Origin of the sequence: Rhizobium etli CFN 42, from assembly GCF_000092045.1 — a bacterium.
GTDB lineage: Bacteria > Pseudomonadota > Alphaproteobacteria > Rhizobiales > Rhizobiaceae > Rhizobium > Rhizobium etli.
The window spans coordinates 3,198,612-3,225,495 of sequence record NC_007761.1 but is presented as its reverse complement, the minus strand read 5'-3'; the positions used below and the strand labels follow the sequence as shown (position 1 = coordinate 3,225,495).

The following is a 26,884-nucleotide window of genomic DNA, read 5'->3' as shown; positions in this document are numbered from 1 at the left end:
CGCCGGAAAGGCTCAGGCGGCGAGAGGCGCCGAAATCTGGCTTGCTGTGGCACGATGCAATTGATAAGCGTATTATCATGTATAACTGGGGCGATTTAATCGTGCGCTTTGCATTTTGCCTGCCTTTGAATCATTTGTTTTCTCTCGCATTACTTGCTTTTCTTTTATTGAGCTTGCCAATCGATGCAGCGACCTCGCAGGCAGCAGGGCAGAAGGCGGCAGGGCAGCCGCCGATGCGTTTCATCATCGTACGCAGCCTCCTCTGCATGGAAGACTGTCCTGAATGGATATCGGCAGAGGGCCGCATAACCTCCGATACTCCCGCCCAGCTTAGAAAAGTTCTGAAGAAAATCGGGGACCGGAAACTGCCCGTCGTCTTCCAGTCGGAAGGTGGTGAGGTGGATGCTGCATATGCGATGGGCCGGATGATCCGCAAGGCAGGCCTGGAAACAGCTGTAGGGGGCACGCGACTGAAGGATTGCCCGGAGGATGATGCGCGTTGCGCCGCGGCTATCGCCAAGGATGGCAGCTCGGTCGGCGTCACCTATTCGGATGGTGCATACTGCTTTTCCGCATGTCCCCTGGCCTTCGCCGGCGGCGTCTCGCGCGTCTCCTCGCAATGGGCCTTCATCGGCGTCCACCAGATCACGACCGTCTACAACAGGATGCGTATCTCCTATCGCATCGAATATAAGATCGTGAACGGCAAGAAGACGGAAATTTCCCGCAAGGAGGTTGGACGCAAGGCGGTGGGACAGAGCAGCTCTACCAAGCTCGGAAAGAAGGCCACTGCTGCCCTGACGACCTATTTGAAGGAGATGGACGTTAGCGGCGATCTGATCGCTTTGATGATGAGTACGGCTCCTGATCGCATCACGATCATACCGCCTGCAGATGCACTTCGCATGGGGCTGAACACCGAAATGCTGGCCTACAATGAGTGGCCGGGCATGCCGCTTTGCGGGCCGGGTGCAGCCACTGATGCAGCCTGCCACGGCCATTCGGCGGTCGAAGCGGCTGGTGCGCCCGGGCAGGTTGCAGTCGCAGACACAAGCGAGAAACTGCCGACAACCCAGCCGATGGACTTTCTCCTGATGCATCATGGCAATTGTCAGGAGGAGTGCACGCAGTGGATTTCTGCGGAAGGAGCCATCACGCCGGATACCCCGGCTCGGCTGGAGGCGATCTTGAAGACGCTCGGCGAAAGAAAGCTGCCGGTCGTGCTTCAGTCCAATGGCGGGGACATGGATGCGGCTTTCGCGATGGGGCGTATAATCCGTGCAGCAGGTCTGGAGACCTCGGTCGGCAGAACGCGGTTGCCGAACTGCCCGACGCTAAATCCACGTTGCAAGGCGAGCATCGCCAAAAGCGGGCCGACCGAGGGGGAGGTCTCTGCCGGCGGTGCATACTGCCTTTCGACCTGTGCTCTCGTCTTGATGAGCGGAACGCCGCGACTTGTCGGATATTCCGATATCGGCCTCGTGAGACCCACGACGGCTGAATCCACGAAATTCTTCGCCTATTTCGATGAGATGGGTGTCAATGCCGAGTCCTTCGAGGCGATGATGATCGCGACCTCGGTTGAGCGAAAAGAAATTCCTCGTGCACAGGCGCTCGAGCTTGGCATCGTCAATGGCATCATCCCTTATGGCGATGAGCCCGGCGATCGCCTGTGTGGACCCGATGCCAAAGAAAGTCTTCGATGCCCCAGAAAAGCTGAGGCAGAGATCGTTCCTGCTGCTGGGGTCTCGAATTGACGCGGAAAGGCACGCCTTGACAGCCGGCTTGCACGCGCACCGACGTGACAACCGGTTCGTCGTCCCTCTATCCCTTGTCCTTCAAATCGTTCTTCGACGTCACGCTCATGAGCTTCTCCAGGAAGCCGAGCATGACGGCGGAGGCGACAAAGCGAGTGCATCAGATGCAGCCACATGATCTTGCCGTCGTCGTATCTGTCGGCATTCAGAAAGACCTGCAGCAAGTGGATGGAGGAGATGGCGACGATCGAGGAGACGACCTTGATCTCGAGCTTACCAAGGAAGGAAACCTGGTTGTCCGCATCGCTGGCCTCGTCGAAACGGCTGACGAAATTCTCGTAGCCTGAAAATCATCTCCATGCCGATCAGGCTGGCGACGAGGGCGGCATCGATCAGGCCGAGCATGGCAAGGATCATTTCCGCCTCGTCGAGCACGAAAAGTCGACGGCGAAGCCGCGACCGTTGAGCGCCACAATGATCCCAGCGCGGTGGCCGCAAGGCGAGCGCTATTCACAGCTTGCCAATATTTCGATATCCCAGTCGCACAAGCGCTTTCGCGCCTGCGAAAAGCCGGGACGGGGAACATCCATGCCATCCATCAAATCCGATATTGAAATCGCGCGCGCCGCGACCAAGAGGCCGATCTTCGAGATCGGGGCGAAGCTCGGCATCGCGGCCGAGCAGCTCGTCCCCTACGGACACGACAAGGCAAAGGTCAGCGCCGAGTTCATCGCGGCGCAGGCGGGCAAAAAGGACGGCAAGCTGATCCTCGTCACTGCGATCAATCCGACGCCGGCGGGCGAGGGCAAGACGACGACGACTGTTGGGCTCGGCGACGGATTGAACCGGATCGGCAAGAAAGCGATCGTCTGCATCCGAGAGGCGTCTCTCGGCCCGTGCTTCGGCGTCAAGGGCGGAGCGGCCGGCGGCGGTTATGCGCAGGTCGTGCCGATGGAAGACATCAACCTGCATTTCACCGGCGATTTCCACGCGATCACCTCGGCGCACAATCTGCTGGCGGCGATAATCGACAATCACATCTACTGGGGCAACGAAGAGAATATCGACATCCGCCGCATCACCTGGCGGCGGGTCATGGACATGAACGACCGGGCGCTGAGGAGCATGATCTCCTCGCTCGGCGGCGTTGCCAACGGTTTTCCGCGCCAGGGCGGCTTCGACATCACCGTCGCCTCCGAGGTGATGGCGATCCTCTGCCTCGCCACCGATCTCAAGGATCTGGAGCGGCGGCTCGGCGACATCATCATCGGCTACCGCTTCGACAAAACACCGGTGCATGCGCGCGACCTGAAGGCTGATGGCGCCATGGCGGTGCTGCTCAAGGATGCCATGCAGCCGAACCTCGTGCAGACGCTGGAGAGCAACCCGGCCTTCGTACATGGCGGTCCGTTCGCCAATATCGCTCATGGCTGCAATTCGGTGACAGCGACGAAGACGGCGCTAAAGCTCGGAGAGTATGTGGTGACGGAAGCGGGATTCGGGGCGGATCTGGGCGCCGAGAAATTCTTCGACATCAAATGCCGCAAGGCCGGGCTGAGACCGGACGCGGCGGTCATCGTCGCGACCGTCCGTGCGCTGAAAATGAATGGCGGGGTGAAGAAGGAGGATCTCGGCACGGAGGATGTCGCGGCGCTGAAGAAGGGCTGCGCCAATCTCGGCCGGCACGTCGCCAATGTGCGCCGTTTCGGCGTTCCGGTGGTCGTCGCGATCAACCATTTCGTCTCCGATACCGACGCGGAGATTGCGGCGGTGAAGGAATTTGTCTCCCGGCTCGGCGCCGAGGCGATCCTCTGCCAGCACTGGGCGAAAGGTTCGGCCGGCATCGAGGAACTGGCGCACAAGGTGGTGGAACTCGCCGAATCGGGCCAGGCAAAATTCCAGCCGCTCTATGGCGACGATATTTCGCTGTTCGAGAAGATCGAGATCATTGCCTCGAAGATCTACCATGCCGGCGAGGTGACGGCAGACAAGGCGGTGCGCGATCAGCTGCAGAGCTGGGAGGAGCAGGGCTACGGCAAGTTACCGGTCTGCATGGCGAAGACGCAATATTCCTTCTCCACCGATCCAAACCTGCGTGGCGCGCCGGAAGGGCATATCGTCTCGGTGCGGGAGGTGCGGCTTTCGGCCGGCGCCGGCTTTGTCGTCGCCATCACCGGCGAGATCATGACCATGCCCGGCCTGCCGAAATCACCGTCGGCGGAGCGGATTTTTCTGAACGACCAGGGCTATATCGAAGGGTTGTTCTGATCCAGCGTGTGAGGGTTTCCCCCTTCTCCCCTCGGGGAGAAGGTGCCCGTAGGGCGGATGAGGGGGCGGCGAAACCGGTCTCTAAATATGTGCCGGCTATGACCACGCTGGCATCGTCTCGGCCGTGTTCAGAGTGCTGGAAAAGGCGTCGCGTGTGGCCCTCTCATCCGCCTGCCGGCACCCTTGTAACTTCCCTTTACCGCTGGGGAGAAGAGGATATGCCGCACCGTCTCGGCTTCGCGCAAACTGCCGCTTGATCACCGGTTTTCACGCTGAAATACTCAATGACAATAACGATAGTCGCCCTTCCTTTCCATCACATCGAGATGGAAATGGGTTTCATGGGCGGCGTCGCTTTCGGGGTCCAGAACGGTGGTGAAATAGAGGCAGCCGGCGGCGCTGACGGTGCGCTGGAAGGCGCCGGTCAGCGTCGAGTCCTCGCGGCGCGAGCGGACGGCGACGTCTTCGCCTTTCTCGAAATGGAAGCTTGCAATATCGATGGCATTGCCACGCGCATGCTCGGAGATCTTGCCGGCTTCAGCACCGTTGCGCAGACGGCACATGTAGGACGTTGCCTGGTTGACGGTGGTGATGCGGCCCTGTTCCGGCAGGGCAGCGGAGGCGGCCGGGACGACGCTTTCCTTCAGCCAGCGGGCGAGGGCGAGTGCCGCCGGGCAGCGGATCGTCGCCTCCGGCTTCAGCTTGATGCCGGGCAGCGCTTCGGAAACGATGATCGGCTTGTCGATGCCGCAGCCGTTGCCGTCGTCGATGCGCGGCGTTTCCTTGAAGACGACGCCGAGGGCCTGGAGTGCTGCCGTGCATTCGGCGTGTTCGGCATCGCTCTCTGGTTCGATCGTCAGATGCTGTTCTTCAAGCGTCTGCTCGGCGGGGGGGCTTACCTTCCTCTTCAGGTGTCTGCGGGCTTTTTAACCTGCCCGGCGGCAGCGGCGGGCCTTGCATCGGCTCAGCCGAGACGGGCTTTGAAGGTTCGGACTTTTCTGGTTCGGTTTGGGGCGCCGGCGGCCGGTCCGGTGCCGGTGCTTCCGGCTCCTTCGCATCGGGCTTCGGCTGCGGCGCGGGAACATCTTCCGGTGCGGGCGGTTCGGCCTTGTCAGGCAGCGGTGCAGGGCTGGTTTTCTCTGCGGCGTCCGGACGAGCCTGAGGCAACGGGCCGTGCGGGGGCAGGCTAGCGCCGCCAAGAACGGCGGTTGCGGCGAAAAGGATCGCCAGGATCGAAAGTTTTCTCACCGCATCCAGTTCCGTTATGTCGATAGCGGAGGGGATAACGCGTCATAGCGGTTTTCGTTGCATTTTCGCAACGTTCCGGAAGATCGCTAAAACTTGATGGATTTGTTCAAGATAATCGCCAGCATTATGTTGACAACAGAAGTCATGTTTTTTATGCGGCGAAAAGAAGGCGGAATTCTGCTTCGCCTTCTCCGCAAAAGCCCAGCCAGCCCATCGAGCGTTCGACACGCCACGACCAGCCAGCCCGGTAGTCATCATGAGAGGGTAGGTTATGATCGTCCGGCATTGGCGCTCGGTTCTGTTGGTCTGCACGGCAGTTGCAGCTGTTCTTCCTGTTTCGCAGTCTTTCGCGCAAAGCGCTCCGGCCACGACGCCGGAAGCGACGGCCGATGACAGCACCGTGCTGCAGAAGATCGTCGTCAAGGGCAAACGCGTGGCGCCGGGCAGCGTTGCCGATACGCCGCTCGCGACCGAGATCACCCAGAAGCAGCTGGAAGAGAAGCAGGTCACCAATTACGACGATATCGGCCGTAGCGTCGATGCGGGCGTGAACTATTCGCGCGCCGACGCCGGCTTCAACCTGCGCGGCCTTTCCGGTGCTCGCATTCTGACGACGATCGACGGCATTCCGATCCCTTACATCTCGAACAGCTCGCGCCAGGGTGCTTTTGCGCCTGCTAACGCCAATGGCGGCGGCGACACTTTCGATTTCGATTCACTGTCCTCGCTCGATATCGTGCGTGGCGCGGATTCGAGCAAGGGCGGTTCGGGCATGCTCGGCGGCGCCATCGTTCTCAATACGCTAGAGCCGGAGGATCTCATTCCTGAAGGCCGCGACTGGGGTGCGATCGTCAAGTCGACCTATGACAGCGAAGACAGGAGCCTTTCCGGCTCGGCTGCCGCTGCCAGGAAGATTGGTGGCACCTCGATCCTGTTGCAGGGCGGCTACCGCAAAGGCCATGAGCGCGCGAACATGGGCAACAATGACGTTTACGGTGCTCTTCGCACCGAGGCGAATCCTGCCGATTTCGATCAGAACAACCTGCTCTTCAAACTGCGCCAGGAGATAGAAGGCGGTCATCGCATCGGCTTGACGGCGGAGCGCTTCCGCCGCGACCTGGAAACCGACCTGCGCCACCTTCAGGGAGGAACCAGCCCTCGCAACTTCATGATCGACCAGTATGACGGTCGCGAACGGCGTGACCGCGATCGCGTATCGCTCGACTATGATTATGAAGCGCAGTCTTCCGACGCATTCTTCAGCAGCGCGCGGGCCACGCTTTATTGGCAGGATTTGAAGAAGGAGGCCGGCAGCGGGGGCCGCACGACCGTCAATGTTGCCTATGGCCGCCACAACGAGGTCGAAAACGAAACCTGGGGCTTCAGCGGCACCGCGACGAAGGATTTCGAATATTCCGGCCTCAACCACTCCGTTCGCGTCGGCCTCGACGTCGGCGTCTCCAACTGGAGCCAATATAGTTGGGCTTTGTGCCCCACGTCGACGACTTGCCCGTCGCTGAACAATCAGGCGGAAGTGCCCAATGTGGACAGCCAGAACCTTGGGCTAGTAGTCGAAGACAAGATCGAGATCGGCAATACCGGATTTGCGCTGACACCCGGCTTCCGCTTCGACTGGTTCAACTACGATCCCTCGACCGGCGGCGGTTTTTCCAACAATACCGGCCTTATCCGTTTCGGAGATCTTCGCGACCGCACGGAAGCCGCCATGTCGCCGAAAATCCTTGCGACATATGGCCTGACGCCCGATGTAGAGCTCTATATGCAACTGGCCGTCGGCTTCCGTGCGCCCACCGTCGACGAACTCTACAGCCGCTTCTACAACCCCACTGGCCGCTACGCCCAGCTCGGCAATCCTGATCTGGAACCGGAAATCGGCCGCGGCATCGAAGTCGGCGCCAATTTTGACACAGGCGATTTTAGCGGCAGGGTCGCGGCTTTCCATACCCGTTATCAGGACTTCATCGAGACGGTGACGAGCGTCGACGCGACCGGCTTCACGGAATTCAATTACACGAACGTCGCAGCGGCCACGATCTCGGGTATCGAAGCCAGCGCCGTCAAGACGTTCAACAATGGCATCAATCTGCATGCTTCGCTTGCCTATGCCTATGGCAGGAACGAGGAGACCACGCAGCGCCTGCGCTCGGTGGCGCCGTTCAAGGCGATCATCGGCGGCGGCTGGAGCAATGAGACCTTCGGCTTCGACCTTTCCTCGACGCTTTCGGCCGGCATGCTGACCGACCACCTCAAAACACCCGTCAGCAACACCGCCGACACGACCTTCGATGCGCCCGGCTATGCGATCGTGGACCTGACCGGTTGGTGGACGCCGGAACAGCTGCCTGGCCTGCGCGTTCAAGCGGGTGTCTACAACATCTTCGACCAGGAGCACTACAACGCGCTCGCCGTGCGCGACGTCAATCTCAGCTCGGCGACGGCGTCGCAGCCGCGGGAGTGGTATTCCGAGCCTGGCCGCACATTCAAGGTCTCGCTCACCAAAACCTTTTGAACCAGTTATGCCTTCAAGGCTGGGGGAGGGGCGGCTTCCGGGCCGCCCTTTTCATTCGTGCGATCGCCTCTTGCGCGGCGGCTGATCTCAGGCTAACAATTTTTCCCATGATCAAGTCCTTGAACATCGCTGTTTGGTGGTGGGCTCGCTGAGGCGGCCTCGACCAATCGTGTCCAAAGACGACGACGAGTGAGCCGCCCGAAACTTCGAGGCGGCTTTTTTGTTTTATCGCCGCCCGTCGTCCGGGCCCCGATAACGGAGTGGAACTATGGTAACGATCCTGCGGGATGATGGTGCGGAAATGTACGAGACCAAGGGCGGGATATCGGTCACGCGGCAGCGGCGGGCGATCCCTTATAGCGACGCGGTCTCCTCCTATGTCGACAAGCTCGACGAGCGCCGCGGTGCGGTGTTTTCGTCGAACTACGAATATCCGGGCCGCTATACGCGCTGGGATACCGCCGTTGTCGATCCGCCGCTCGGCATCTCTTCCTTCGGACGCGAGGTCTGGATCGAAGCCTATAATGAACGCGGCGAGGTACTTCTCGGATTCGTGACCGAGCGGCTGCAGACGGTGCCCGACCTCGTGCTCGGCGCTTCCTCCGCCCGCCGTCTCGACCTCTCCGTCAAGGCGCCGGACCGGGTGTTCACCGAGGAAGAGCGCTCGAAGATGCCGACCGTCTTCACAGTGCTGCGCGCCGTCAACGACCTCTTCTACTCGCAGGCGGATGCGAGTCTCGGACTGTACGGCGCCTTCGGCTATGACATTGCCTTCCAGTTCGATGCGATCGATTTGAAGCTCACACGGCCTTCCGACCAGCGCGACATGGTGCTCTACCTGCCGGACGAAATCCTCGTCGTCGACAACTACGCCGCGAAAGCCTGGATCGACCGCTACGATTTCGCGAAGGACGGCGTGACGACCGAGGGCAAGGCCGGTGATATCGCGCCCGAGCCCTTCAATCACACGCATTCCATTCCGCCGAAGAGCGACCATCGGCCGGGCGAGTATGCCGATCTCGTCGTCAAGGCGAAGGAAAGCTTCCGCAAGGGTGATCTCTTCGAGGTCGTGCCCGGGCAGAAGTTCATGGAGCGCTGCGAAAGCAGGCCTTCCGACATTTCCAAGCGGCTGAAGGCGATCAATCCGTCGCCCTATTCCTTCTTCATCAATCTCGGCAATCAGGAATATCTGGTCGGCGCCTCGCCCGAAATGTTCGTGCGCGTGTCCGGCCGCCGGATCGAGACCTGCCCGATCTCGGGCACGATCAAGCGTGGCGACGATCCGATCGCCGACAGCGAGCAGATCCTCAAGCTTTTGAATTCCAAAAAGGACGAATCCGAACTGACCATGTGCTCGGACGTCGACCGCAACGACAAGAGCCGCGTCTGCGAGCCGGGCTCCGTCAAGGTGATCGGCCGCCGCCAGATCGAGATGTATTCGCGCCTCATCCACACGGTGGACCACATCGAGGGGCGGTTGCGCGACGACATGGACGCGTTCGACGGGTTCCTCAGCCACGCCTGGGCCGTCACCGTCACCGGCGCGCCGAAGCTCTGGGCGATGCGCTTCATCGAGAGCCATGAAAAGAGCCCTCGCGCATGGTATGGTGGGGCAATCGGCATGGTCGGCTTCAACGGCGACATGAACACCGGCCTGACGCTGCGCACCGTGCGCATCAAGGATGGCATCGCCGAGGTGCGCGCCGGCGCGACGCTGCTCAACGATTCCATCCCAGAGGAAGAAGAAGCCGAAACCGAACTGAAGGCCTCCGCCATGCTTTCCGCCATCCGAGACGCCAAGACCGGCAATTCCGGCAAGGTTCAGCGCGACGTCGCAAGCGTCGGCAAGGGCGTCCGCATTCTGCTCGTCGACCATGAGGACAGCTTCGTCCACACGCTGGCCAATTATTTCCGCCAGACGGGAGCGACGGTTTCGACCGTGCGCACGCCGGTGCCGGACGAGATCTTCGACCGGCTGAACCCGGATCTGGTCGTGCTGTCGCCCGGGCCCGGAACGCCGAAGGATTTCGACTGCAAGGCCACGATCAAGAAGGCACGGGCGCGCAATCTGCCGATCTTCGGCGTCTGCCTCGGCCTGCAGGCGCTCGCCGAAGCCTATGGCGGAGAGTTGCGCCATCTGGCGCTGCCGATGCACGGCAAGCCGTCGCGCATCCGCGTGCTGGAGCCGGGCATCGTCTTCTCGGGGCTTTCCAAGGAGGTCACGGTCGGCCGTTACCACTCGATCTTCGCCGATCCCTCGACGCTGCCGCCTGAGTTCATCATTACTGCGGAAAGCGAGGACGGCACGATCATGGGCATCGAACATGCCAAGGAGCCGATCGCCGCGGTGCAGTTCCACCCGGAATCGATCATGACACTCGGCGGCGATGCGGGAATGCGGATGATCGAGAACGTCGTGGCGCATCTGGCGCGCAAGGTGAAGACGAAGGCCGCTTGAGCGTGGGTTCGTCCGGCCCTTCCTGCTTGCGGGGAGGGCACTCGTCGCTGATGCTCCTGGGGAGAAGAGAGAGCAAGACGCTCCTCTTCATTTCCAAAAGGGCTTGAAGAAGGGCGAGCTGTCGCGCAAGAGAAGGCAAAGAAGGCAGCCGACAGCAGAGTCTGGTTGACTTTATCGGACAAATAAGAACATTTCAGGAACGATCAACCGGAACCTATCGCCGTGGCCAATGCTGAAAAGTTCATCATCCTTCCCTACCGCAAGAACCGCGGCAATCTTGTACCCGGTGAAATGCGTCAGGCATCGAACCCCATCAGCGCGGAAAAGATCGCTTCGGCGATGGCCAAGCGCTTCGTCGGTGTGGCGGCCTATGCCATCATCGTCGATGAGGAGACCGGCGACATGACTTCGCCGCGGTTGCTCGCACGCTATGGCGAAATTGCTGATCTCAACAGCGCCTGAGGCGTGGGTTTAGCATGGAGACGTCGCTCTATCTGCCAGTCAAGGGCTTCCTGGAGGCGGCCGGTTATGCCGTCAAGGGTGAGGTCGGCGGATGCGATCTCGTCGGCTTGAGCGACGGCGAGCCGCCCGTGGTGGTAGTATGCGAACTCAAGCTCTCCTTCAATCTCGAACTGCTTCTGCAGGCGGTCGACCGGGCTGCGATGAGCGATGAGGTCTGGATCGCGGCGCGTGTTTCCGCCAAGGGGCGCGGACGGGAGACCGATAAGCGCTACCGCGATCTCTGCCGTCGCCTCGGCATTGGCATGCTCGGGGTCTCCGACGGCGGCGAGGTCAGCGTCATCGTCAGTTCCGTTTCACCGATGCCGCGCGCCAATCCGAAGCGGCGCACGCGTCTCGTCAATGAGCACCAGCGCCGCCGCGGCGATCCCGCCGTCGGCGGCGGCTCGCGGGCACCAATCATGACGGCGTATCGCCAGCAGGCGCTGCTCTGCGCGGCCGCGCTCGAACGGGGAATTGTGCGCCCACGCGATATGAAGGCGCTGACGCCAAAAGCAGGTCCGATCCTGCGCGACAATGTCTACGGGTGGTTCGAGCGTCAGGAAAAGGGCGTCTACGCCCTGACGCCGGCAGGCCAGGCCGCTCTCCTGCTGTGGCCGCAATCTCTCCAGTCCGACCCGGTTTCATGAGCTGCGGCACCGGATCGCTCCGGGCTGTTTTTCGTTGGGCGGCAGCGCCTGTGAAGAGCATGTCATTCCCCTTTGACAAATCCTCCGGCATCGCCCATATCACCCTCAACTGAGCCGCCTGCGCGACATCGCGTGGGCGGTTTTGCATTTCAATGGCTTAGACCCTGCAATTCATTCGCAACCGCAGGAGGACGATATGAGCGACAACGGCGATCTTACAGTTCGGAAGCTGGCGATGTGGGGTGTTCCGCTGTCGCTCGGCGTCATGGGGCTGAAGATGGTGGCCTGGTTGGTGACAGGCTCGGTGGCGCTGCTGTCGGATGGGCTCGAATCCACGGTCAACGTCGTTGCCGCTTTCATCGCCTTCTTCGTCATCCGCTATGCGCAGAAGCCAGCCGATCACGACCATCCTTTCGGCCACCACAAGGCGGAATATCTCTCCGCCGTCACCGAAGGCGTGCTGATCGTCGTCGCCGCGCTGCTGATCGTCAACGAGGCGATCGGCTATCTCGCGGCGCCGCGCATGCTCGATGCGCCGGTGCTCGGCCTTGCGATCAATCTGGCGGCCGGCGTCATCAATGCGGTCTGGGCGCGGCTGTTGATTCGGGCGGGCCGGAAGCATCGCTCGGCGGCGCTCGCGGCCGACGGGCAGCATATCATGTCCGATGTGGTGACCTCCGCCGGCGTGCTTGTCGGCCTGCTGCTGGCGCTGGCGACCGGTTATGCGATCTTCGACCCGGTGCTCGCCATCCTCGTTGCCATTAACATTCTCTATCAAGGCTGGAAGGTGATCTCGCAATCGATCAGCGGTCTGATGGACCAAGCGGTCGAGCCGCAGGAAGAGGAAGCGATCAAGCAGGCGATCGCCACCCATGCGGCGGGTTCGATCGGTGTGCATGACCTGAAGACGAGGCGCGCAGGCACCGTCACTTTCATCGATTTTCACATGGTGGTGCCCGGCACTATGTCCGTTCGACAGGCACATGATATATGCGACCGCCTTGAGGATGCCATCAGGGCAGTGCATGAGGGCGCCAAAATAGCCATTCATGTGGAGCCGGAGGGCGAAAAAGCCCATGGCATCCGCGTCAAAGTCGTCAAGGAGGCATGATGCCGAATACCGATGTTTCCAGCCTGTCGATGCTGGGTCACCAAACCGAAACCGCGAGTTCGCCTGAGGAGGCGGTACTGGAAAAAGTGCCGTCCAATCATGCCGGAACGGATTACGTGGTGCGTTTCACCGCGCCGGAATTCACCTCACTCTGCCCGATGACCGGGCAGCCGGATTTTGCCCATATCGTCATCGACTATATTCCGGGCGAATGGTTGGTCGAATCGAAGTCGCTGAAGCTCTTTCTGCATTCCTTCCGCAATCACGGCGCCTTCCACGAGGATTGCTCGATTTACATCGCCAAGCGCATTGTCGAACTGCTCGATCCCAAGTGGCTGAGAATCGGTGCTTACTGGTATCCGCGCGGCGGCATCCCGATCGACGTCTTCTGGCAAACGGGCAAGCCGCCGGAAGGTGTGTGGCTGCCGGAGCAGGGCGTCGCCACCTATCGTGGCCGTGGGTGAGGAGCGGTCGGGCGAAGGCCGAGCATCGATTCAGTGAATCGATTGCAGCGACGAACGCCCTGAGCACAAGCGAAGGCGGGCAACGGTGCGGCAACGTAAAGCCAACTGCCGCCCATTTCCGCTCGTTAAACCTCAAATATCCGTGACGTCGTCGCCAGACGAATCGTCACTATAATCATCGTTGTCATTGTAATCGGCCTGCTGCAGGTTGTCGTCATTGTCATTGCCTGCATTATCTGCGGCCTGACGGACGTCGTCATTGCCATAATAGTTGTTGATGATGGTCTCTTCGGTCGGTGTGGTGGCATTGCCGAACGGGTTGGCACCGAAGGGCGAGCCCCAACCGAGCGAGGACATGTGGTTGCTGAAGATGCCGCTCAGCGAGTTGGCAAGCAGCATGCCGCCGGCAACGCCGGCTGCCGTGCCGAGCGCGCCGCGCAGAAAGCTGCCGCCGGCAGACGGCGCGTAGGTCTGCTGGCTCCAGGGGCCAGCGGGCTGCTGTGGCGTCTGGCGATCGTAGCCGCGCGGCTCGTCATAGGCGCGGGACGGTTGGCCCCAGGGACCGGGGTTGGAGGGCACAGGCGCGGGCTGTTGTGTCTGGGTATTGCCGAAGATCGAGCTTAGGAAGCCGCCGCCCTGTTCGGCTTGGTGGTGCTCGCTGGCTCCGGCTTCAAACTGCCGGACACGCTCTTCCAATTCTTTGATATGATTGGCGGCAGCTTCCAGACCTTTTTCCTGCACGATGACGGCCTGGGCGAGATAATAAGTGGCGGACGGCTGCTCGCGCGTCGCCTGATCGATCAGGGCTTCGGCCTCGCGGTCGCGCGGCTGGGCTTGCGCCGTGCGCACGCGGTCGAAGAGGGCGGTTAGCAATTGGCGTTCTTCCGGTGACATGTCCGGTCTCCTGTTGATCTCGTATGGCGGTTGCCATGTGAGAGGTGAGGTAGGAACCGATTCCGGCTTTTCAAAGCCTTCCACCGTTACATTTCAGTAAGGCTTGCGGAACGGCGCGTGGCTTCTTAAGGATATCTCCACCGCTTCGGTGCCTTGTGTTTTTCCCGCATTGTTTTAGGCATTGAGTCGCACTATGTGCGAGGAACCCGAATTCATCTCCGAGAGGTTCGAATGAACGACGAAGAACAGGACGACAAGACGAAGGAACTGCCGCTCGGCAAGGAAACGGAGGCGAATCTTTTCAAGTCGCGTTCGATCTTCATCTATGGACCGATCAACCAGGAACTGGCGCAGAAGGTCTGCTCGCAGCTTGTCGCACTTGCGGCGGCCAGCGACGAAGACATTCGCATCTATGTCAATTCGCCCGGCGGCCACGTCGAATCCGGCGACTCCATCCATGACATGGTCAAGTTCATAAAGCCGAAGGTCTGGATGATCGGTACCGGCTGGGTCGCTTCGGCCGGCGCGCTGATCTATGTCGCGGCTCCGAGGGAAAGACGCCTGTGCCTGCCGAACACGCGCTTCCTGCTGCACCAGCCATCGGGCGGCACGCGCGGCATGGCATCCGACATCGAGATCCAGGCACGTGAAATCATCAAGATGAACGAGCGCTTGAACAAGATCATGGCGGAGGCCACCGGCCAGCCGCTCGAGAAGATCGCCAAGGACACGGATCGCGATTATTGGCTCTCGGCCGAAGAGGCGAAGGACTACGGTCTTGTCTCGCGCATCGTGACGTCGCAAGCCGACATCTGAGTTTTTCGACCGAAGCCTTCAAGACGCCCTTGCCTGCCGACAGCAGGCAAGGGCGTTTTTGCTTTCGGACGGCGCTTGCGGTCATCGACCGCTAGAGCTGGACGGAAAGCTCTCAATCTGGACTTGCGCGGGCGGTAGCCATCATGCTCCATGCGCCATTCCCGCAGCTCAGAGTCCGCCATGCTCAAAGATTTTTCCGTCCAGGCCCTGTTCATGGGGCTGCTTACCGCTTTCGTCGGCTCCGCCAGCTCTTTTGCCGTCGTGCTGCACGGGCTGCAGGCAGTGGGTGCGACGGAAGCGCAGGCGGCTTCCGGGCTGATGGCCTTGTCGATCTCCATGGGCGTCTGCGCGATCGTGCTCAGCGCCGTCACCCGATTGCCGATCAGCATCGCCTGGTCGACGCCGGGGGCAGCGCTGCTCGCAAGCACGGGCGCGATCGAGGGCGGCTTCAATGCAGCGGTCGGCGCATTCCTGATCTGCGCCATGCTGATCGTCATTGCCGGGTTGTTCAAGCCGCTCGGCCGGGCGGTGGCCGCCATTCCAGCACCGCTCGCTAATGCGATGCTATCAGGCGTGCTGATCGGTCTCTGCTTTGCGCCGGTGAAGGCGATCGGCTTCAATCCGCTGCTCGGTCTGCCAATCGTCATTTCCTGGATCGTCGTCGGCGCCTTCAAGCGGCTCTGGGCGGTGCCGGCCGCGCTGGCAGCCTTCGTGCTGGTGCTCGCCTTCGGTGTCGACATTCCCGGCGGCGCCTTCGCCTCGCTCGAAAGATCGCTGGTACCGGCCGCGGAATTCGTGCGGCCGGTATTCAACCTTGCTGCCTTCATCTCGATCGCGCTGCCGCTTTTTATCGTGACCATGGCTTCGCAGAACATCCCCGGCATCGCCGTTCTAAAGGTCAATCACTACGATCCGAAGCCAGGTCCCCTTTTTGCCGTCACCGGCTTCTTTTCGTTGCTGTCGGCGCCTTTGGGCGGCCACGCCGTCAACCTGGCGGCGATCACCGCTGCAATGTGCGCCGGCCAGGATGCGCATGCCGATCCCAAGCGGCGCTATTGGGCATCGCTGATTGCCGGCGTCGGTTATGTGATCCTCGGGCTGCTTGCCGGAGCGGTGACGGCCTTCGTCGCTTTGGCGCCGCCCGTTCTGATCCAAGCGGTGGCGGGGCTGGCTCTGGTCGGCGCCTTCTCGTCCTCGGCAATGTCGGCGTTCCAGGCGCCGGAGTCACGCGAGGCGGCGGCGATCACCTTCCTCGTCACCGCATCCGGCGTATCCTTCGGCGGCATTTCAGGCGCCTTCTGGGGATTGATTGCCGGCGGGCTGATGCTGGCGCTGTCGCGGCTGGTGAAGATGTCGAAAGAGCGCGCTCAGCAGAGGTAAAGCGAGCCGGGAGCGCAAGGGCTTGCCAGTTTCGCTGCGCAAGGCTATAAGCGCGGCAATGAAGACCTCTGGCGCCAAGATTTCCGATACAATTGCACGCGGCCGCATCGCCCTGCGTGACAGCTCGCGCGCCCTGACCTCGCTTCTTCTCCTCGGCCTTACGCGCGGTTGCCGGGTCCTTTGAGGAGCGCCCGGCGGCCGAAAGCCCGCCCGGCCATCGCTCCTCGCGACTCACTTTCAAAATTGACCCAATGACCGAAGGTCCGCATTTGTTTGTCGCCAAGCCCGGTGCGATCGGCTAAGAGGCGGGGCAAATGCCGGACGAGGAGATAAGACAATGGACAACACCACCAGCCGATCCTCCGCAAAAGGCATGCCCGATGCCGCGGTGAAATACCGTCCTTATCCGCAAGTGAACATTCCCGACCGGACCTGGCCGATGAAGACCATCACCAAGGCTCCGATCTGGTGTTCGGTTGACCTGCGCGACGGCAATCAGGCACTGATCGATCCGATGGGGCACGACCGCAAGGCCCGCATGTTCCATCTGCTGCTGGAGATGGGTTTCCAGGAAATCGAGATCGGCTTCCCCTCGGCCTCGCAAACGGATTTCGATTTTGCTCGCTGGTGCGTGGAAGAGGGCAACGTGCCCGCCGACGTCTCGCTGCAAGTGCTGGTGCAATGCCGCCCGGAACTGATTACCCGTACCTTTGAAGCGCTGGAAGGCGCAAACCGTCCGATCGTGCATTTCTACAATTCGACCAGTGAGCTGCAGCGCCGCGTCGTCTTCGCCAAGGATGTGCAGGGCATCAAACAGATCGCCGTCGACGCCGCCAAGATGATCACAGACATGGCGGCCAAGGCCGGCGGCGGCTATCGTTTTGAATATTCTCCCGAGAGCTTCACCGGCACCGAGCTGGAAGTGGCGCTGGAGATCTGCAACGCCGTCATCGAGGTGGTGAAGCCGACGCCGGACAACAAGCTCATCATCAACCTGCCGTCCACCGTCGAGATGGCGACGCCGAACGTCTATGCCGACCAGATTGAATGGATGTGCCGCAATCTCGACAATCGTGAGAACCTGATCGTCTCGCTGCATCCGCATAACGACCGCGGCACCGGCATCGCCGCCGCCGAACTGGCCTTGCTGGCAGGCGCCGACCGCGTCGAAGGCACGCTGTTCGGCAATGGCGAGCGCACCGGCAATGTCGACGTCGTGACAATGGCGCTCAACATGTTCACGCAGGGCGTCGATCCCGGGATCGACTGCTCGAATATCGAGCGCATCAAGGAAGTGTTCGAATATTCGAACCAGATGGCGATTGCCGAGCGTCACCCTTATGTCGGGGAGCTGGTCTACACCGCTTTCTCCGGTTCGCATCAGGATGCGATCAACAAGGGCATGAAAGCCGCGCAGGTCGCCAATCATCCGGTGTGGGAAGTACCGTACCTGCCGATTGATCCGCGCGATGTTGGCCGTTCCTACGAGGCGATCATCCGCATCAACTCGCAGTCCGGCAAAGGCGGCATCGCCTATATCCTGCAGCAGGATTACGGGCTCAACCTGCCGCGCAACCTGCAGGTCGAGTTCCGTGAAGACATCCAGCGCATCACCGACGTCGAGGGCAAGGAACTTCCCTCGAAGCGCATCTACGACCGCTTCATCGAGCGTTACGTGACGCAGCCCGAGGCGCGCCTCAAGTTCGTCGACCACCACACCTATCCCGACACAGAGCGCAAGGGCCAGCGGATCGTTGCAGCTGAAATCACCGACCATGGCGAGATTAAGCGCATCGAAGGGCGCGGCAACGGCCCGATCGACGGCTTCATCAATGCACTGTCGCATTATCTCGGCATCGAGATGTCGGTGGAGGATTATTCCGAACATTCACTGCAGCATGGCTCCAACGCGGCAGCGATCTCCTATGTCGAGACCTCCTATCCCGGCGGCAAACTCTTCGGCGCCGGCATCAATACCAACATCGTCGCGGCATCACTGGAAGCGATCGTCTCGGCGGCCAACCGGGTACTCGAAGTGAAGGCCGGTAAGGCTTGATTGATTGGTTCAGGTCGCGATCGTTTTGGTACGGCGCGACCTGGCGATTAGGTTGGCTTCGCTGGCGTCTTCGCTGAGCGCACGCGAAAGCAATGAAAGATGTGCCGTGTGGCCCCGTCAACCGACTCTGCGGGCCACCCTCGCTGGGCAGAAGAGGGAGTGAGTAGTGGCCTACCGCCTCTCGGCGCCCTCTTGCGAATGAGAGGAAGCGAGACGTTGCGGCATATCTCTTCTCTCCAGTGCCGTGGGGAGAAGGTGCCCGCAGGCGGATGAGGGGCGGCTGGCGCTGGTGGTTGATTTTCTTATCGCGTCCAAATCGTCGAGCTGCCGACGACCTGCCGATCAAATCGCCGTGGCGATCCTCATGGCGAGCTGGCCGAGGGCGGCTTCGGCGGAGGGACCGGCGAGAACATAGGAGGTGCCGGCATTGTGCCAGGTGACTAGGCCAATCTCGTCCTTGATCGTTTCCTTGAAGTCGTCGGTCTCAGGCGGTTGCGCGTCCTTCCGGAAGCAGATGGAGATGATGTCGCCGTCGCTGTTGGAATAGACGAGCTGACCGACGGGGCGGTTGTCGCCGAGAATGACGCGGGCTCCCTGAAAGGTCCAGGATTCGGCGCTGAGATCCGGCACACGGAAGGGCACGCCGATGGCGGTCGTCAGCCAGCTGGAGATTTCTTCGGCCTGCGAGGCCGGCACTTCGACGAGGTGACGGGGCTGGCGGATCAGCAGGCGTTGATAGGCGGTGACGTCGCTGAGCCAGTCGTTGGTATTGGCGGGCGCCGTGGCAGTGGTGGTGGCGATCTCGTCGGCATCCGGGGTGGTGCCGGCAAAGTAGCCGATGCCGCAACCGACAACGAAGAGGATAAGAGCGGCTGCCAGCGCCTGCGGGCCGCTCGGGGCCAGTTTCACCTGGGGGCGCATGGCGCGCTGGGCGATCGGCGTCTTTGGTGGCTGCGTGCTCTTGATCGAGCGGACGAGGGCGAGCGGCACCGGCTCCTTCAGGACATCGTCCAGCCGGCGGCGGCCGAAATCGGCGCCATGACGCAGCTTTTCATGCAGACGACGCGCATTCTCGTCGCTTGCCAGGCGCTGTTCCAGTTCGTGCCGCTGTTCGGGCGAAACCTCGCCGTCGAGAAGGGCTGTGAGCTGGGCTTCGAGCGGCAATTTCCTAAGATCGAGCAATTCAGTACCTGTGGATGGGGTGGGTGCCGGCAAGTCCGGCGAAATGCAGCCTTGCGGTGGCAAGCTGGGAGACGACGCTTGCCGTCGAAATACCCATGATGTCGGCCGCCTGCTGATAGCTGTGGCCTTCGACATCGACGAGCAGGAAGATCGAGGAAACGCCGTCCGGCATTTCGGCGATCATGCGATGGATGGCGTCGGGATCGACCGAGGCCGAGCGTTCACGCGCAGCCTCTCTGATATCGGTAATGTTGCCGCGTGCCGACGCCTTCGGCTTCCTTTTGCGGCTGTCCTCCGTCCACTGCTGGCGGGCAAGCGTGTAGATCCAGCTTTCCAGTCGGCCCTCGCCATTCCAGTGGTGCCCCTTCGCAATGGCGCGCAGACAGACGGCTTGGACAAGTTCGTCAGCCACGGTCGCTTCGCCCGCGAGCGTGATCGCGAAGCGGCGAAGGTGGGGCAGAAGGCCGACGAGATCACGCCGGAGGTCGATGGTCGTTGCGGGCTGACGCATTGTCTATCCAAGAAGCATTCACAATGGTTTCGCGGACGAAAGCTTCGCCATCGGACGCGAAACCGGCTTTATCGGCACTGGAGATGCAGTTGCTTTATGAGGCAACTCCACTGCACTTCGCAAGCATTCGGTCATCTTATCCCCTTCCCAAGGGGTTTTCCTAATCTAGCCCACAAAGCTTGCGTCAATATGTCCTGTAACCGTTCAAGCTTTGCAGCAGAGCGCGGTAGGCCCAGGTGTCTTCGCCGCCGCGGTCGCGAATCTCAACGAGCTGGACGCGCGCCCCCTGGATGTCTCCCTGTTCCACCAGCGCCATGCCCATATAGGAACGAGCAAGAATATAATTCTCATCCGCCTGCAATGCCTTGCGGTAATAGGACATGCCGAGCTCCATGCGGCCGGCCTTGCGGTTGGCATAGCCAAGATAGTTCAGAATGCGCGGGTCGTTCTGATTACGGGCAAGATTGAGTACGGTGATGGCATTCTCATACTGGCCGGCATAGGCGAATTCGCGGGCGAACTTATAGAGATCGTCATCGTTGAAGCTGTTCTTCTTCGGGGTGACGCATTCCTTCCTTTGCTTGTCCCAGACCTTGCCGCCGGTGCAGGTCTTGGTCGTCTCGGTCTTCGGCGGCGGGTTGGTGTCGTCGTTGCTGTCGCCGACCGCTAAGGCGGCGCTCGCCATGCCGAAGAGAAAGCCGGCGGCAAGTGTTGTTCTGCACAGGCGATGGAAGGGGGAAGTCATTGGCGGCTCCATTCTGAGGCGATGCAGTCGGTCGGATTGTACGCTTACCGGTAAAAATACCAAGAGGGTAGGCCGCCTCAATGACAAATGTTGCGACGGTGGCGAAGCACTTTCCGAAATTGATTCAAGTGCCGCATAAAAAGAGTCCGAAGTCGGCGCTAAGGCGCGAAAATATCGACGCTTTCCGGCATCATCGCATCGCCTGTCCTGTTCAGGCTGAAGCGCTCGCCGGTGAGCTCCCAGGCGCCCGGAGCGCCATCGATGGAGAAGAGGTTGTAGGCGGCCGGCGGCTTGATGCTGCCCGGTCCCTGCGAGGCCGACGCGATGCCGACGACAGGCACCGGCTGCACCTGGCCGCGCAGCCAGTGCAGCGTGTTCAGATGCGTGTGGCCGTGCAGAACGAGCTCGGCGCCGCCGGTCGAAATGACGGCCGCGAAGCGACGGATGCCGATCATGCGTTTGTGGAAGGCGGTGGCGCCGCGGATCGGCGGATGATGGATCATGACGACGCGGAAGAGGCCAGCTTCGCCAGCCGCGCGCAGCATGTTCACCGTGTCGCGGGCCTGCCGGGCGCTGAAAAAGCCGGATGCGGCGAAGGGGGGCGTGGCGACTGCTGTGGAGCAGCCGACGATCGCAACTTTGTCGCGGACACGCAGATATGGAAAGATGCGGCGGTCTTCCTGCCATTGCGGCGGGGCGAGATCGCCGCGGACATAATCGTACCAGGCGCGCATCGATTTCTCATAGGCGCCCGGCACATAGGCGTCGTGATTGCCGGGAACGACCGAGGTGTCGGCGGGATCGCCGAGCGCGCGCAGCCAGGCGGCGGCGGCGCGAATCTCGATGCCGCTCGCCAGATTGACGAGGTCGCCGGTGACGGCCAAGTGATCGGCCCGATGAGTGCGGATATCATCGAGCAGCAGATCCAGCGTGCTGGCGAAAAGGTGCTTGCGTCGATTTCGATGCCAGTTCACAAAGCCGGTTATGCGTTTGGAAAATAGCTCTTGAATGGAAAGACGGGGCAGTGGTCCGAGGTGGACGTCGGAAATATGCGCGAGCTTGAACATGTTACGAGACATAGACCAGCTTATTGACAAATCAAACACATCCGGCGCGATGAAGAGCCGAAACGGAACGATAGTGGATAAAGAGAAGCGGCCCCCTCACATCAGGCTGGCGCTACGCCTCCTGCATGTCTATTTCTCCTTCGCCCGCGGAATGACGATGGGCGTCAGGGCCGCCTGCTTCGATAAGAACGGGCGGATTTTCCTCGTGCGCCACAGCTATGTCGGCGGCTGGCATATGCCCGGCGGCGGGCTGGAGCGCAACGAGACGGCCGAAGAAGCGCTGGTCAAGGAGCTGCGGGAGGAGGGTAACCTCAGGATCATCGGCAGACCGCAGCTGGTCCAGGTCTATTTCAACACCACGACCACCCGGCGCGACCATGTCGTGTTCTACCGGGTGACCGTCGAGCAGACGGCGCCGCGGCCGCCGGACTGGGAGATCTCCGACAGCGGGTTCTTTTCGCTCGACAGCCTGCCTGAGGGTACGACGGAGGCGACACATCGCCGCCTCGCCGAGCTTCGGGGCGAACGGGAGCCCGACCACCGATGGTGAGAGGCCTCAGGCCGCATTGGGCCTGGCACGGCCATGCGGACTGTCGAGATCGAGCTTCGGGCCGACGGGGACGATGCCCGTCGGGTTGAGCGTCTTGTGACTGCGGTAATAGTGCTGCTTGATGTGCCGCAGGTTCACCGTCTCGGCAACGCCTGCCGTCTGATAGAGGTCTTTGAGATAGCCGGGCAGGTTGCGGTAATCCGCGATGCGGCGGATGTTGCACTTGAAATGCCCGACATAGACGGGGTCGAAACGCACCAGCGTAGTGAAGAGGCGCCAATCGGCCTCGGTCAATCTGTCGCCGAAGAGATAGCGGCCCTTGCCCAGGCGTTCGTCGAGATTGTCGAGCGTTTCGAACAGTTTGCTGACATTTTCCTCGTAAGCTTCTTGAGTTGTGGCAAAGCCCGCCTTGTAGACGCCGTTGTTGACGGTCTCGTAGACGGTAGCGTTGAGCGCGTCGATCTCTGCACGCAGATCCTCCGGATAGAAATCGGCCTTCGAACCCGTCAGTCCGTCGAAGGCGCTATTGAACATGCGGATGATCTCGGCTGATTCATTGCTGACGATCGTGCCGGCCTTCTTGTCCCAGAGGACGGGAACCGTGACACGGCCTGAATAATGCGGATCGGCCTTGACATAGATCTGCCAGAGGGTGGCCGCGCCATACAGGTGATCGCCGGTAGCGCCGTCACCGGCCTTGAACTCCCAGCCATTCTCGAGCATCAGCGGATCCACGACAGAAACCGAAATCAACGGCTCGAGCTTCTTTAGCTTGCGGAAGATCAGGGTGCGATGCGCCCAGGGGCAGGCGAGAGAGACATAGAGATGATAACGCCCGGCCTCAGCCTTGAAGCCGCCGCTTCCGGAAGGCCCGGCCTCGCCGCCTGCCGTCACCCAGTTGCGAAATTGCGAGGGCTGACGTTTGAATTGGCCTTTGCTCTCCTTCGTGTCGTACCAGACGTCATGCCAGACGCCGTCCACAAGCATTCCCATGATTCATTCCCTTGGTTGACGCGTTGGAATTGAAACTAGCTGAGATAGTGGGGCTTTGCAGGCGGTAAAGATTGAACAGTGCGTCACGTCCTCCGGATCTAGCTGGATCGGGTGTGCATTTTGCATTGGACGCCGGAAATTTTTCCTGCTATCGGCCCTATCACGATTTGAGGAGCGCCTGCCTGATGTTCATTTCCGGAAACCTGCGACGACGCTGATGCTGCGAACGCCGAAGGCGTGTTCGAGACCCATCAATCTGTCCAGCCGGTTTCTGTCATCATGTACAAGCACGATCTCGTCTACCTCACCGAAGACGCGTCCCACGACGCCGCCATCGAACACATTAATGAAGAAGCCTTCGGTCCGGGCCGCTTCGCGCGGGCGGCCGCGCGTATCCGCGAGCAGGGGCCGCATGACCTGTCGCTCTCCTTTATCTGCGCTGACGACGGCGAGACGATCGCCTCCGTGCGCATGACGCCGGTGCTGGCCGGCACGGTAAAGGGGCATCTTCTTGGCCCGCTCGCCGTTCGACCCTCGCATAAAAATATAGGTATCGGCCGGGAACTGGTGCGGATCGCGGTGGAAGCCGCGCGGCGCAAGGGTTCGGAAGCCGTCATCCTCATCGGCGATCCACCCTATTATGGCCCGCTCGGCTTTGAGAAGGTCGCCTACAACGCGCTCTCCTTTCCGGGACCCGTCGATCCCGGCCGCGTGCTCGTCGTTCCGATCGCCGAAGGCGTGCACGAGCGGCTGAAGGGCATCATCGCCTGGCACGGATGATTAGAGTTTTTTCCGGAGGAAGCTGCGTGTGCGGCCCTCCGGGAAATCCTCAAGCTCCCCGAAGACCTCATAACCCTGGCGCAGATAGGCTCGCAGGGCCTGCGGGCTGAACGTGTCGATCCAGGCGCCGCGGCAGCCCCGGGCTCTCGCCTCTTCTTCAGCCTTGTGAAGGATTTTGCCGGCGAGACCGGCGCCGCGCAACGTATCGGGGATGTATAGCATATTGGTGAAGAGCCAGCCCCAGGCGGTAAAGCGTAAGCGACAAGCAGACCCCATCTGGCGAAGCAGCTTAGCGGTCGGCTATCGGTAGCGGACACGATGAACTGCTGTGAGCTTCTATGTCTGCGCCTAGCTCTGGAACTAGAACTTTTCATATGATCGAGGCTGTTGCGGACCGATTTGAGGGCGCGCCTCGGCAGCTTCGGCGGCGCTGGTCGGACGATTTTAAAGCGCGTGCAGTTGCAGAGGCACTCGAGCCTGGCTCGAGCGTGTCAGCGATCGCACGTCGGCTTGATATCCATCCGTCACAACTGTTTGGCTGGCGTCGCGCCGCCCTGGGCTCTCACAAGGAGAACATAGCGCCGATCGGTCATAAGGCAGTCACGCCATCTGCCGACGGCGCGATAATCGAAGTTCTGATTGGCGATGTCGTCGTGCGCGCTCCCGCCGATGTGGACGAAGCTCATCTGCAGCGTGTCATCCGGGCAGTTCGCTCAGCATGATCCCCGCAGGTGTAAAGGTCTTCCTCGCCAGTCACCCCATCGACTTTCGTAAAGGGCCGGACAGTTTGCTGTCGCTGGTGCGCGACGCCGGCAGTGATCCGTTCAATGGCTCGCTTTATGTCTTCCGGGCGAAGCGGGCGGACCGGGTCAAGATCGTCTGGTGGGATGGATCAGGGGTCTGCCTCTATTCCAAGCGGTTGGAGAAGGCGCAGTTCTGCTGGCCGCGGATCGGCCACAACCGGGTGCAGCTCAATCACGCTCAGCTCATGGCGCTCGTTGACGGCATGGACTGGAAACGGGTGCGCTCAGTGGCGGTGAAGCCGCCGGAGATTGTTGGGTAAAGGGCTGCGGCGAAGTGAATCAACCGCCTGAAAAGGCAGGAAAACCGGAGCAAATTGTGCTCTGGTAGGCCTCATGACGCCGCCCGATCTACAGCTCCCGGATGATGTAGAGACCCTGAAAGCCATGGTCCTTGCCATGGCCGAGAAGGCAGCGCGCACCGATGCTCTCGAGAGCGAGGTCGCAGACCTGAAAGCCAGAAACGCCGATGCCGACGAACGCATCGAGCGACTGACCCAGATCCTGAAAGCCTTCGATCGCGCCCGCTTCGGCCGGCAATCGGAAAAGCTCGGCTCTCCGGGCATCGATGATGAGCAGCAGGCTTTTGTCTTCGAGGAAATCGAGACCGGTATCTCGGCAATCCGAGCCAAGGTAAACAAGGGTGCCGCTGATCCCGATGCGAAACGTGCACCCCGGCCGCGCAAGGGCTTTGCACCTCATCTGGAACGAGTCGAAGTGGTGATCGAGCCGGATGAACTGCACGAACACATCGGCAAACAGAAGGTGCTGATCGGAGAAGACGTCTCGGAGCGACTGGACGTCGTGCCGGCGAAGTTCCGCGTCATCGTCACCCGGCGGCCGAAGTATGCCTTCAAGAACGAAGACGGCGTCATCCAGGCAGCCGCGCCCGCGCACATCATCGAGGGTGGCATTCCAACGGAAGCGCTTCTCGCCCAGATCGCTGTCTCGAAGTATGCAGATGGCCTTCCGCTCTATCGACAGGAGGCAATCTATGCACGCGACAAGGTTGAGCTTGACCGGAAGCTGATGGCCCAATGGATGGGCAAGCTCGGCTACGAGCTCGATATCCTGGCCGACTACATCCTCGCCGAGATCAAGAAGGCTGAGCGCATCTTTGCGGACGAGACGACATTGCCAACGCTCGCGCCCGGATCCGGATCGGCAAAGACAGCCTGGCTATGGGCTTATGCGAGGGATGATAGACCCTTTGGCGGTAGTGGCCCGCCGATGGTCGCCTATCGCTTCGAAGATAGCCGCGCTGGCGATCGCGTCGCCCGGCATCTGAATGGCTATCGCGGTATCCTTCAGGTGGACGGGCATGGTGCCTACAACAAGCTTGCCCGATCTGACGGCGGCAATGACGGCGTGATGCTGGCCGGCTGCTGGTCCCATAGCAGGCGCAAGTTCTACGAACTCCACGCCTCGGACAGCTCCAAGATAGCCAGCGAGACGGTGGAATTGATGGCAAAGCTCTGGGAGGTGGAAGCGGCGGCCCGGGGGCAGAGCCCTGACGCGCGTGTCGCGGCACGTCAGGCGACATCTGCTGCAGTTGTCACTGAGCTCTTCGCCCTGTGGCAAAAGACCCTGCCGCGGATCTCCGGCAAGTCGAAGCTCGCAGAAGCGATCCGCTATGCCACCTCGCGTCGCTCCATCTTCGAACGCTTCCTTACCGACGGCCGCATCGAGCTCGACAGCAACATCGTTGAGCGTGCCATCAGGCCCCAGACGATCACGAGAAAGAACAGTCTCTTCGCCGGCAGCGATGGCGGTGGAAGGACCTGGGCGACTATCGCCACGCTCCTTCAGACGGCGAAGATGAACAACGTGGACCCGCAGGCTTGGCTCACCCAAACACTTGAGCGGATCGCCAACGGCTGGCCGAGCAGCGATCTCGATGCACTCATGCCGTGGAATTACGCGCGCTGAACGGTCTCAGCTTGCCGTTTACGGTAAAGCCCGACAGGCCGCCGGTCACCTTCCCGTCAGTATCGCGGATGAGGACGGCGAGCGGCTGGCGGTCCGAAGGGCCGACATCGCTATTATTGAAGGCCGAGAGCACATCGGTGATTGCCGCGAGTTCCTCTGGCGAGGGCGATGCGGTGAGCTCGAATTCCGGCATGCGG

22 protein-coding genes and 4 pseudogenes are annotated in these 26,884 nt (G+C 61.2%); 16 read left to right on the top strand and 10 right to left on the bottom strand.

Annotated elements, in window-relative coordinates:
- Positions 1 to 101 precede the first annotated feature (101 nt).
- Positions 102 to 1,757, top strand: a complete 1,656-nt coding sequence (locus RHE_RS15750; RefSeq protein WP_406867028.1) for a COG3904 family protein — start codon at positions 102 to 104, stop codon at positions 1,755 to 1,757.
- 67 nt (positions 1,758 to 1,824) lie between these two features.
- Here the strand turns inward: RHE_RS15750 and RHE_RS31780 are convergent.
- Positions 1,825 to 2,198: pseudogene (locus RHE_RS31780) on the bottom strand (YqhA family protein); the annotation flags it as partial.
- 147 nt (positions 2,199 to 2,345) lie between these two features.
- Here RHE_RS31780 and RHE_RS15740 point away from each other — a divergent pair.
- Positions 2,346 to 4,025 carry a formate--tetrahydrofolate ligase gene (locus RHE_RS15740; RefSeq protein WP_011426314.1) on the top strand — a complete coding sequence of 560 codons (1,680 nt, stop codon included), beginning with the start codon at positions 2,346 to 2,348 and terminating at the stop codon, positions 4,023 to 4,025.
- A gap of 281 nt (positions 4,026 to 4,306) precedes the next feature.
- Here RHE_RS15740 and RHE_RS31775 read toward each other — a convergent pair.
- Positions 4,307 to 5,291 (bottom strand): annotated as a pseudogene (locus RHE_RS31775) (extensin family protein).
- A 283-nt stretch (positions 5,292 to 5,574) separates the two neighbouring features.
- Between RHE_RS31775 and RHE_RS15730 the strand changes: the two are divergent.
- The 6 genes from RHE_RS15730 (at position 5,575) to queF (ending at position 12,984) form a co-directional block, all read left to right on the top strand.
- Positions 5,575 to 7,803, top strand: coding sequence for a TonB-dependent hemoglobin/transferrin/lactoferrin family receptor (locus RHE_RS15730; RefSeq protein ID WP_244425794.1), 2,229 nt, complete (start codon positions 5,575 to 5,577; stop codon positions 7,801 to 7,803).
- A 268-nt stretch (positions 7,804 to 8,071) separates the two neighbouring features.
- Positions 8,072 to 10,261, top strand: a complete 2,190-nt coding sequence (locus RHE_RS15725) for an anthranilate synthase (RefSeq protein WP_011426312.1) — start codon at positions 8,072 to 8,074, stop codon at positions 10,259 to 10,261.
- 222 nt (positions 10,262 to 10,483) lie between these two features.
- Positions 10,484 to 10,723, top strand: coding sequence for a hypothetical protein (locus RHE_RS15720; RefSeq protein ID WP_011426311.1), 240 nt, complete (start codon positions 10,484 to 10,486; stop codon positions 10,721 to 10,723).
- A 14-nt stretch (positions 10,724 to 10,737) separates the two neighbouring features.
- Complete coding sequence (locus tag RHE_RS15715; protein ID WP_011426310.1) at positions 10,738 to 11,409, top strand: DUF2161 domain-containing phosphodiesterase; 672 nt, start codon at positions 10,738 to 10,740, stop codon at positions 11,407 to 11,409.
- Positions 11,410 to 11,605: 196 nt separating this feature from the next.
- Complete coding sequence (gene emfA / locus RHE_RS15710) at positions 11,606 to 12,520, top strand: CDF family cation efflux transporter EmfA (RefSeq protein ID WP_011426309.1); 915 nt, start codon at positions 11,606 to 11,608, stop codon at positions 12,518 to 12,520.
- The gene (gene queF, locus RHE_RS15705; RefSeq protein WP_011426308.1) at positions 12,520 to 12,984 is read left to right on the top strand and encodes a preQ(1) synthase; all 465 of its coding nucleotides are present in this window, start codon (positions 12,520 to 12,522) and stop codon (positions 12,982 to 12,984) included. Before emfA ends, queF begins: the two co-directional genes overlap by 1 nt.
- 132 nt (positions 12,985 to 13,116) lie before the next feature.
- On the opposite strand, the gene RHE_RS15700 is transcribed toward queF, so the two are convergent.
- A complete protein-coding gene (locus RHE_RS15700; RefSeq protein WP_011426307.1) occupies positions 13,117 to 13,878 on the bottom strand; it encodes a DUF2076 domain-containing protein in 762 nt (253 codons plus the stop codon).
- A 231-nt stretch (positions 13,879 to 14,109) separates the two neighbouring features.
- Here RHE_RS15700 and RHE_RS15695 point away from each other — a divergent pair, with 231 nt between their 5' ends.
- From RHE_RS15695 to leuA, 3 genes are all read left to right on the top strand, one after another.
- Positions 14,110 to 14,694, top strand: coding sequence for an ATP-dependent Clp protease proteolytic subunit (locus tag RHE_RS15695; RefSeq protein WP_011426306.1), 585 nt, complete (start codon positions 14,110 to 14,112; stop codon positions 14,692 to 14,694).
- A 150-nt stretch (positions 14,695 to 14,844) separates the two neighbouring features.
- Positions 14,845 to 16,074 (top strand): benzoate/H(+) symporter BenE family transporter, encoded by a 1,230-nt coding sequence (locus tag RHE_RS15690; protein WP_011426305.1) that lies wholly within the window; start codon positions 14,845 to 14,847, stop codon positions 16,072 to 16,074.
- A 337-nt stretch (positions 16,075 to 16,411) separates the two neighbouring features.
- Entirely contained in the window at positions 16,412 to 18,130 is a 1,719-nt protein-coding gene (gene leuA / locus RHE_RS15685) for a 2-isopropylmalate synthase (protein WP_042118852.1), read from the top strand.
- Between the two features lie 342 nt (positions 18,131 to 18,472).
- On the opposite strand, the gene RHE_RS15680 is transcribed toward leuA, so the two are convergent.
- The 4 genes from RHE_RS15680 to RHE_RS15665 all read right to left on the bottom strand — a co-directional run bounded on the left by RHE_RS15680 (position 18,473) and on the right by RHE_RS15665 (position 21,635).
- Positions 18,473 to 19,312, bottom strand: a complete 840-nt coding sequence (locus RHE_RS15680; RefSeq protein ID WP_042118846.1) for an anti-sigma factor family protein — start codon at positions 19,310 to 19,312, stop codon at positions 18,473 to 18,475.
- Position 19,313: 1 nt separating this feature from the next.
- Positions 19,314 to 19,823 carry an RNA polymerase sigma factor gene (locus RHE_RS15675; RefSeq protein WP_011426302.1) on the bottom strand — a complete coding sequence of 170 codons (510 nt, stop codon included), beginning with the start codon at positions 19,821 to 19,823 and terminating at the stop codon, positions 19,314 to 19,316.
- Between the two features lie 184 nt (positions 19,824 to 20,007).
- A complete protein-coding gene (locus tag RHE_RS15670) occupies positions 20,008 to 20,568 on the bottom strand; it encodes a tetratricopeptide repeat protein (protein ID WP_011426301.1) in 561 nt (186 codons plus the stop codon).
- 158 nt (positions 20,569 to 20,726) lie between these two features.
- The gene (locus tag RHE_RS15665) at positions 20,727 to 21,635 is read right to left on the bottom strand and encodes a metallophosphoesterase family protein (protein WP_042118845.1); all 909 of its coding nucleotides are present in this window, start codon (positions 21,633 to 21,635) and stop codon (positions 20,727 to 20,729) included.
- 49 nt (positions 21,636 to 21,684) lie between these two features.
- Between RHE_RS15665 and RHE_RS15660 the strand changes: the two genes are divergently transcribed.
- Entirely contained in the window at positions 21,685 to 22,185 is a 501-nt protein-coding gene (locus RHE_RS15660) for an NUDIX domain-containing protein (protein ID WP_020921929.1), read from the top strand.
- Positions 22,186 to 22,191: 6 nt separating this feature from the next.
- On the opposite strand, the gene RHE_RS15655 is transcribed toward RHE_RS15660, so the two are convergent.
- Positions 22,192 to 23,178, bottom strand: coding sequence for a glutathione S-transferase family protein (locus RHE_RS15655; RefSeq protein WP_011426298.1), 987 nt, complete (start codon positions 23,176 to 23,178; stop codon positions 22,192 to 22,194).
- 237 nt (positions 23,179 to 23,415) lie between these two features.
- Here RHE_RS15655 and RHE_RS15650 point away from each other — a divergent pair, with 237 nt between their 5' ends.
- Positions 23,416 to 23,958 carry a GNAT family N-acetyltransferase gene (locus tag RHE_RS15650; RefSeq protein ID WP_073990388.1) on the top strand — a complete coding sequence of 181 codons (543 nt, stop codon included), beginning with the start codon at positions 23,416 to 23,418 and terminating at the stop codon, positions 23,956 to 23,958.
- Here the strand turns inward: RHE_RS15650 and RHE_RS15645 are convergent.
- A pseudogene (locus RHE_RS15645) lies at positions 23,959 to 24,210 on the bottom strand (GNAT family N-acetyltransferase); the annotation flags it as partial. It abuts the gene before it with no gap.
- Between the two features lie 122 nt (positions 24,211 to 24,332).
- Between RHE_RS15645 and RHE_RS31770 the strand changes: the two are divergent.
- From RHE_RS31770 to RHE_RS15635, 3 genes are all read left to right on the top strand, one after another.
- Positions 24,333 to 24,680, top strand: coding sequence for a transposase (locus RHE_RS31770; RefSeq protein WP_092755364.1), 348 nt, complete (start codon positions 24,333 to 24,335; stop codon positions 24,678 to 24,680).
- The gene (gene tnpB / locus RHE_RS15640) at positions 24,677 to 25,021 is read left to right on the top strand and encodes an IS66 family insertion sequence element accessory protein TnpB (RefSeq protein WP_011053349.1); all 345 of its coding nucleotides are present in this window, start codon (positions 24,677 to 24,679) and stop codon (positions 25,019 to 25,021) included. The genes RHE_RS31770 and tnpB overlap by 4 nt, the downstream gene beginning before the upstream one ends.
- Positions 25,022 to 25,094: 73 nt before the next feature.
- Positions 25,095 to 26,687, top strand: coding sequence for an IS66-like element ISRel15 family transposase (locus RHE_RS15635; RefSeq protein WP_011053350.1), 1,593 nt, complete (start codon positions 25,095 to 25,097; stop codon positions 26,685 to 26,687).
- 7 nt (positions 26,688 to 26,694) lie between these two features.
- On the opposite strand, the pseudogene RHE_RS15630 reads toward RHE_RS15635, so the two are convergent.
- Positions 26,695 to 26,880: pseudogene (locus tag RHE_RS15630) on the bottom strand (GNAT family N-acetyltransferase); the annotation flags it as partial.
- Positions 26,881 to 26,884 lie beyond the last annotated feature (4 nt).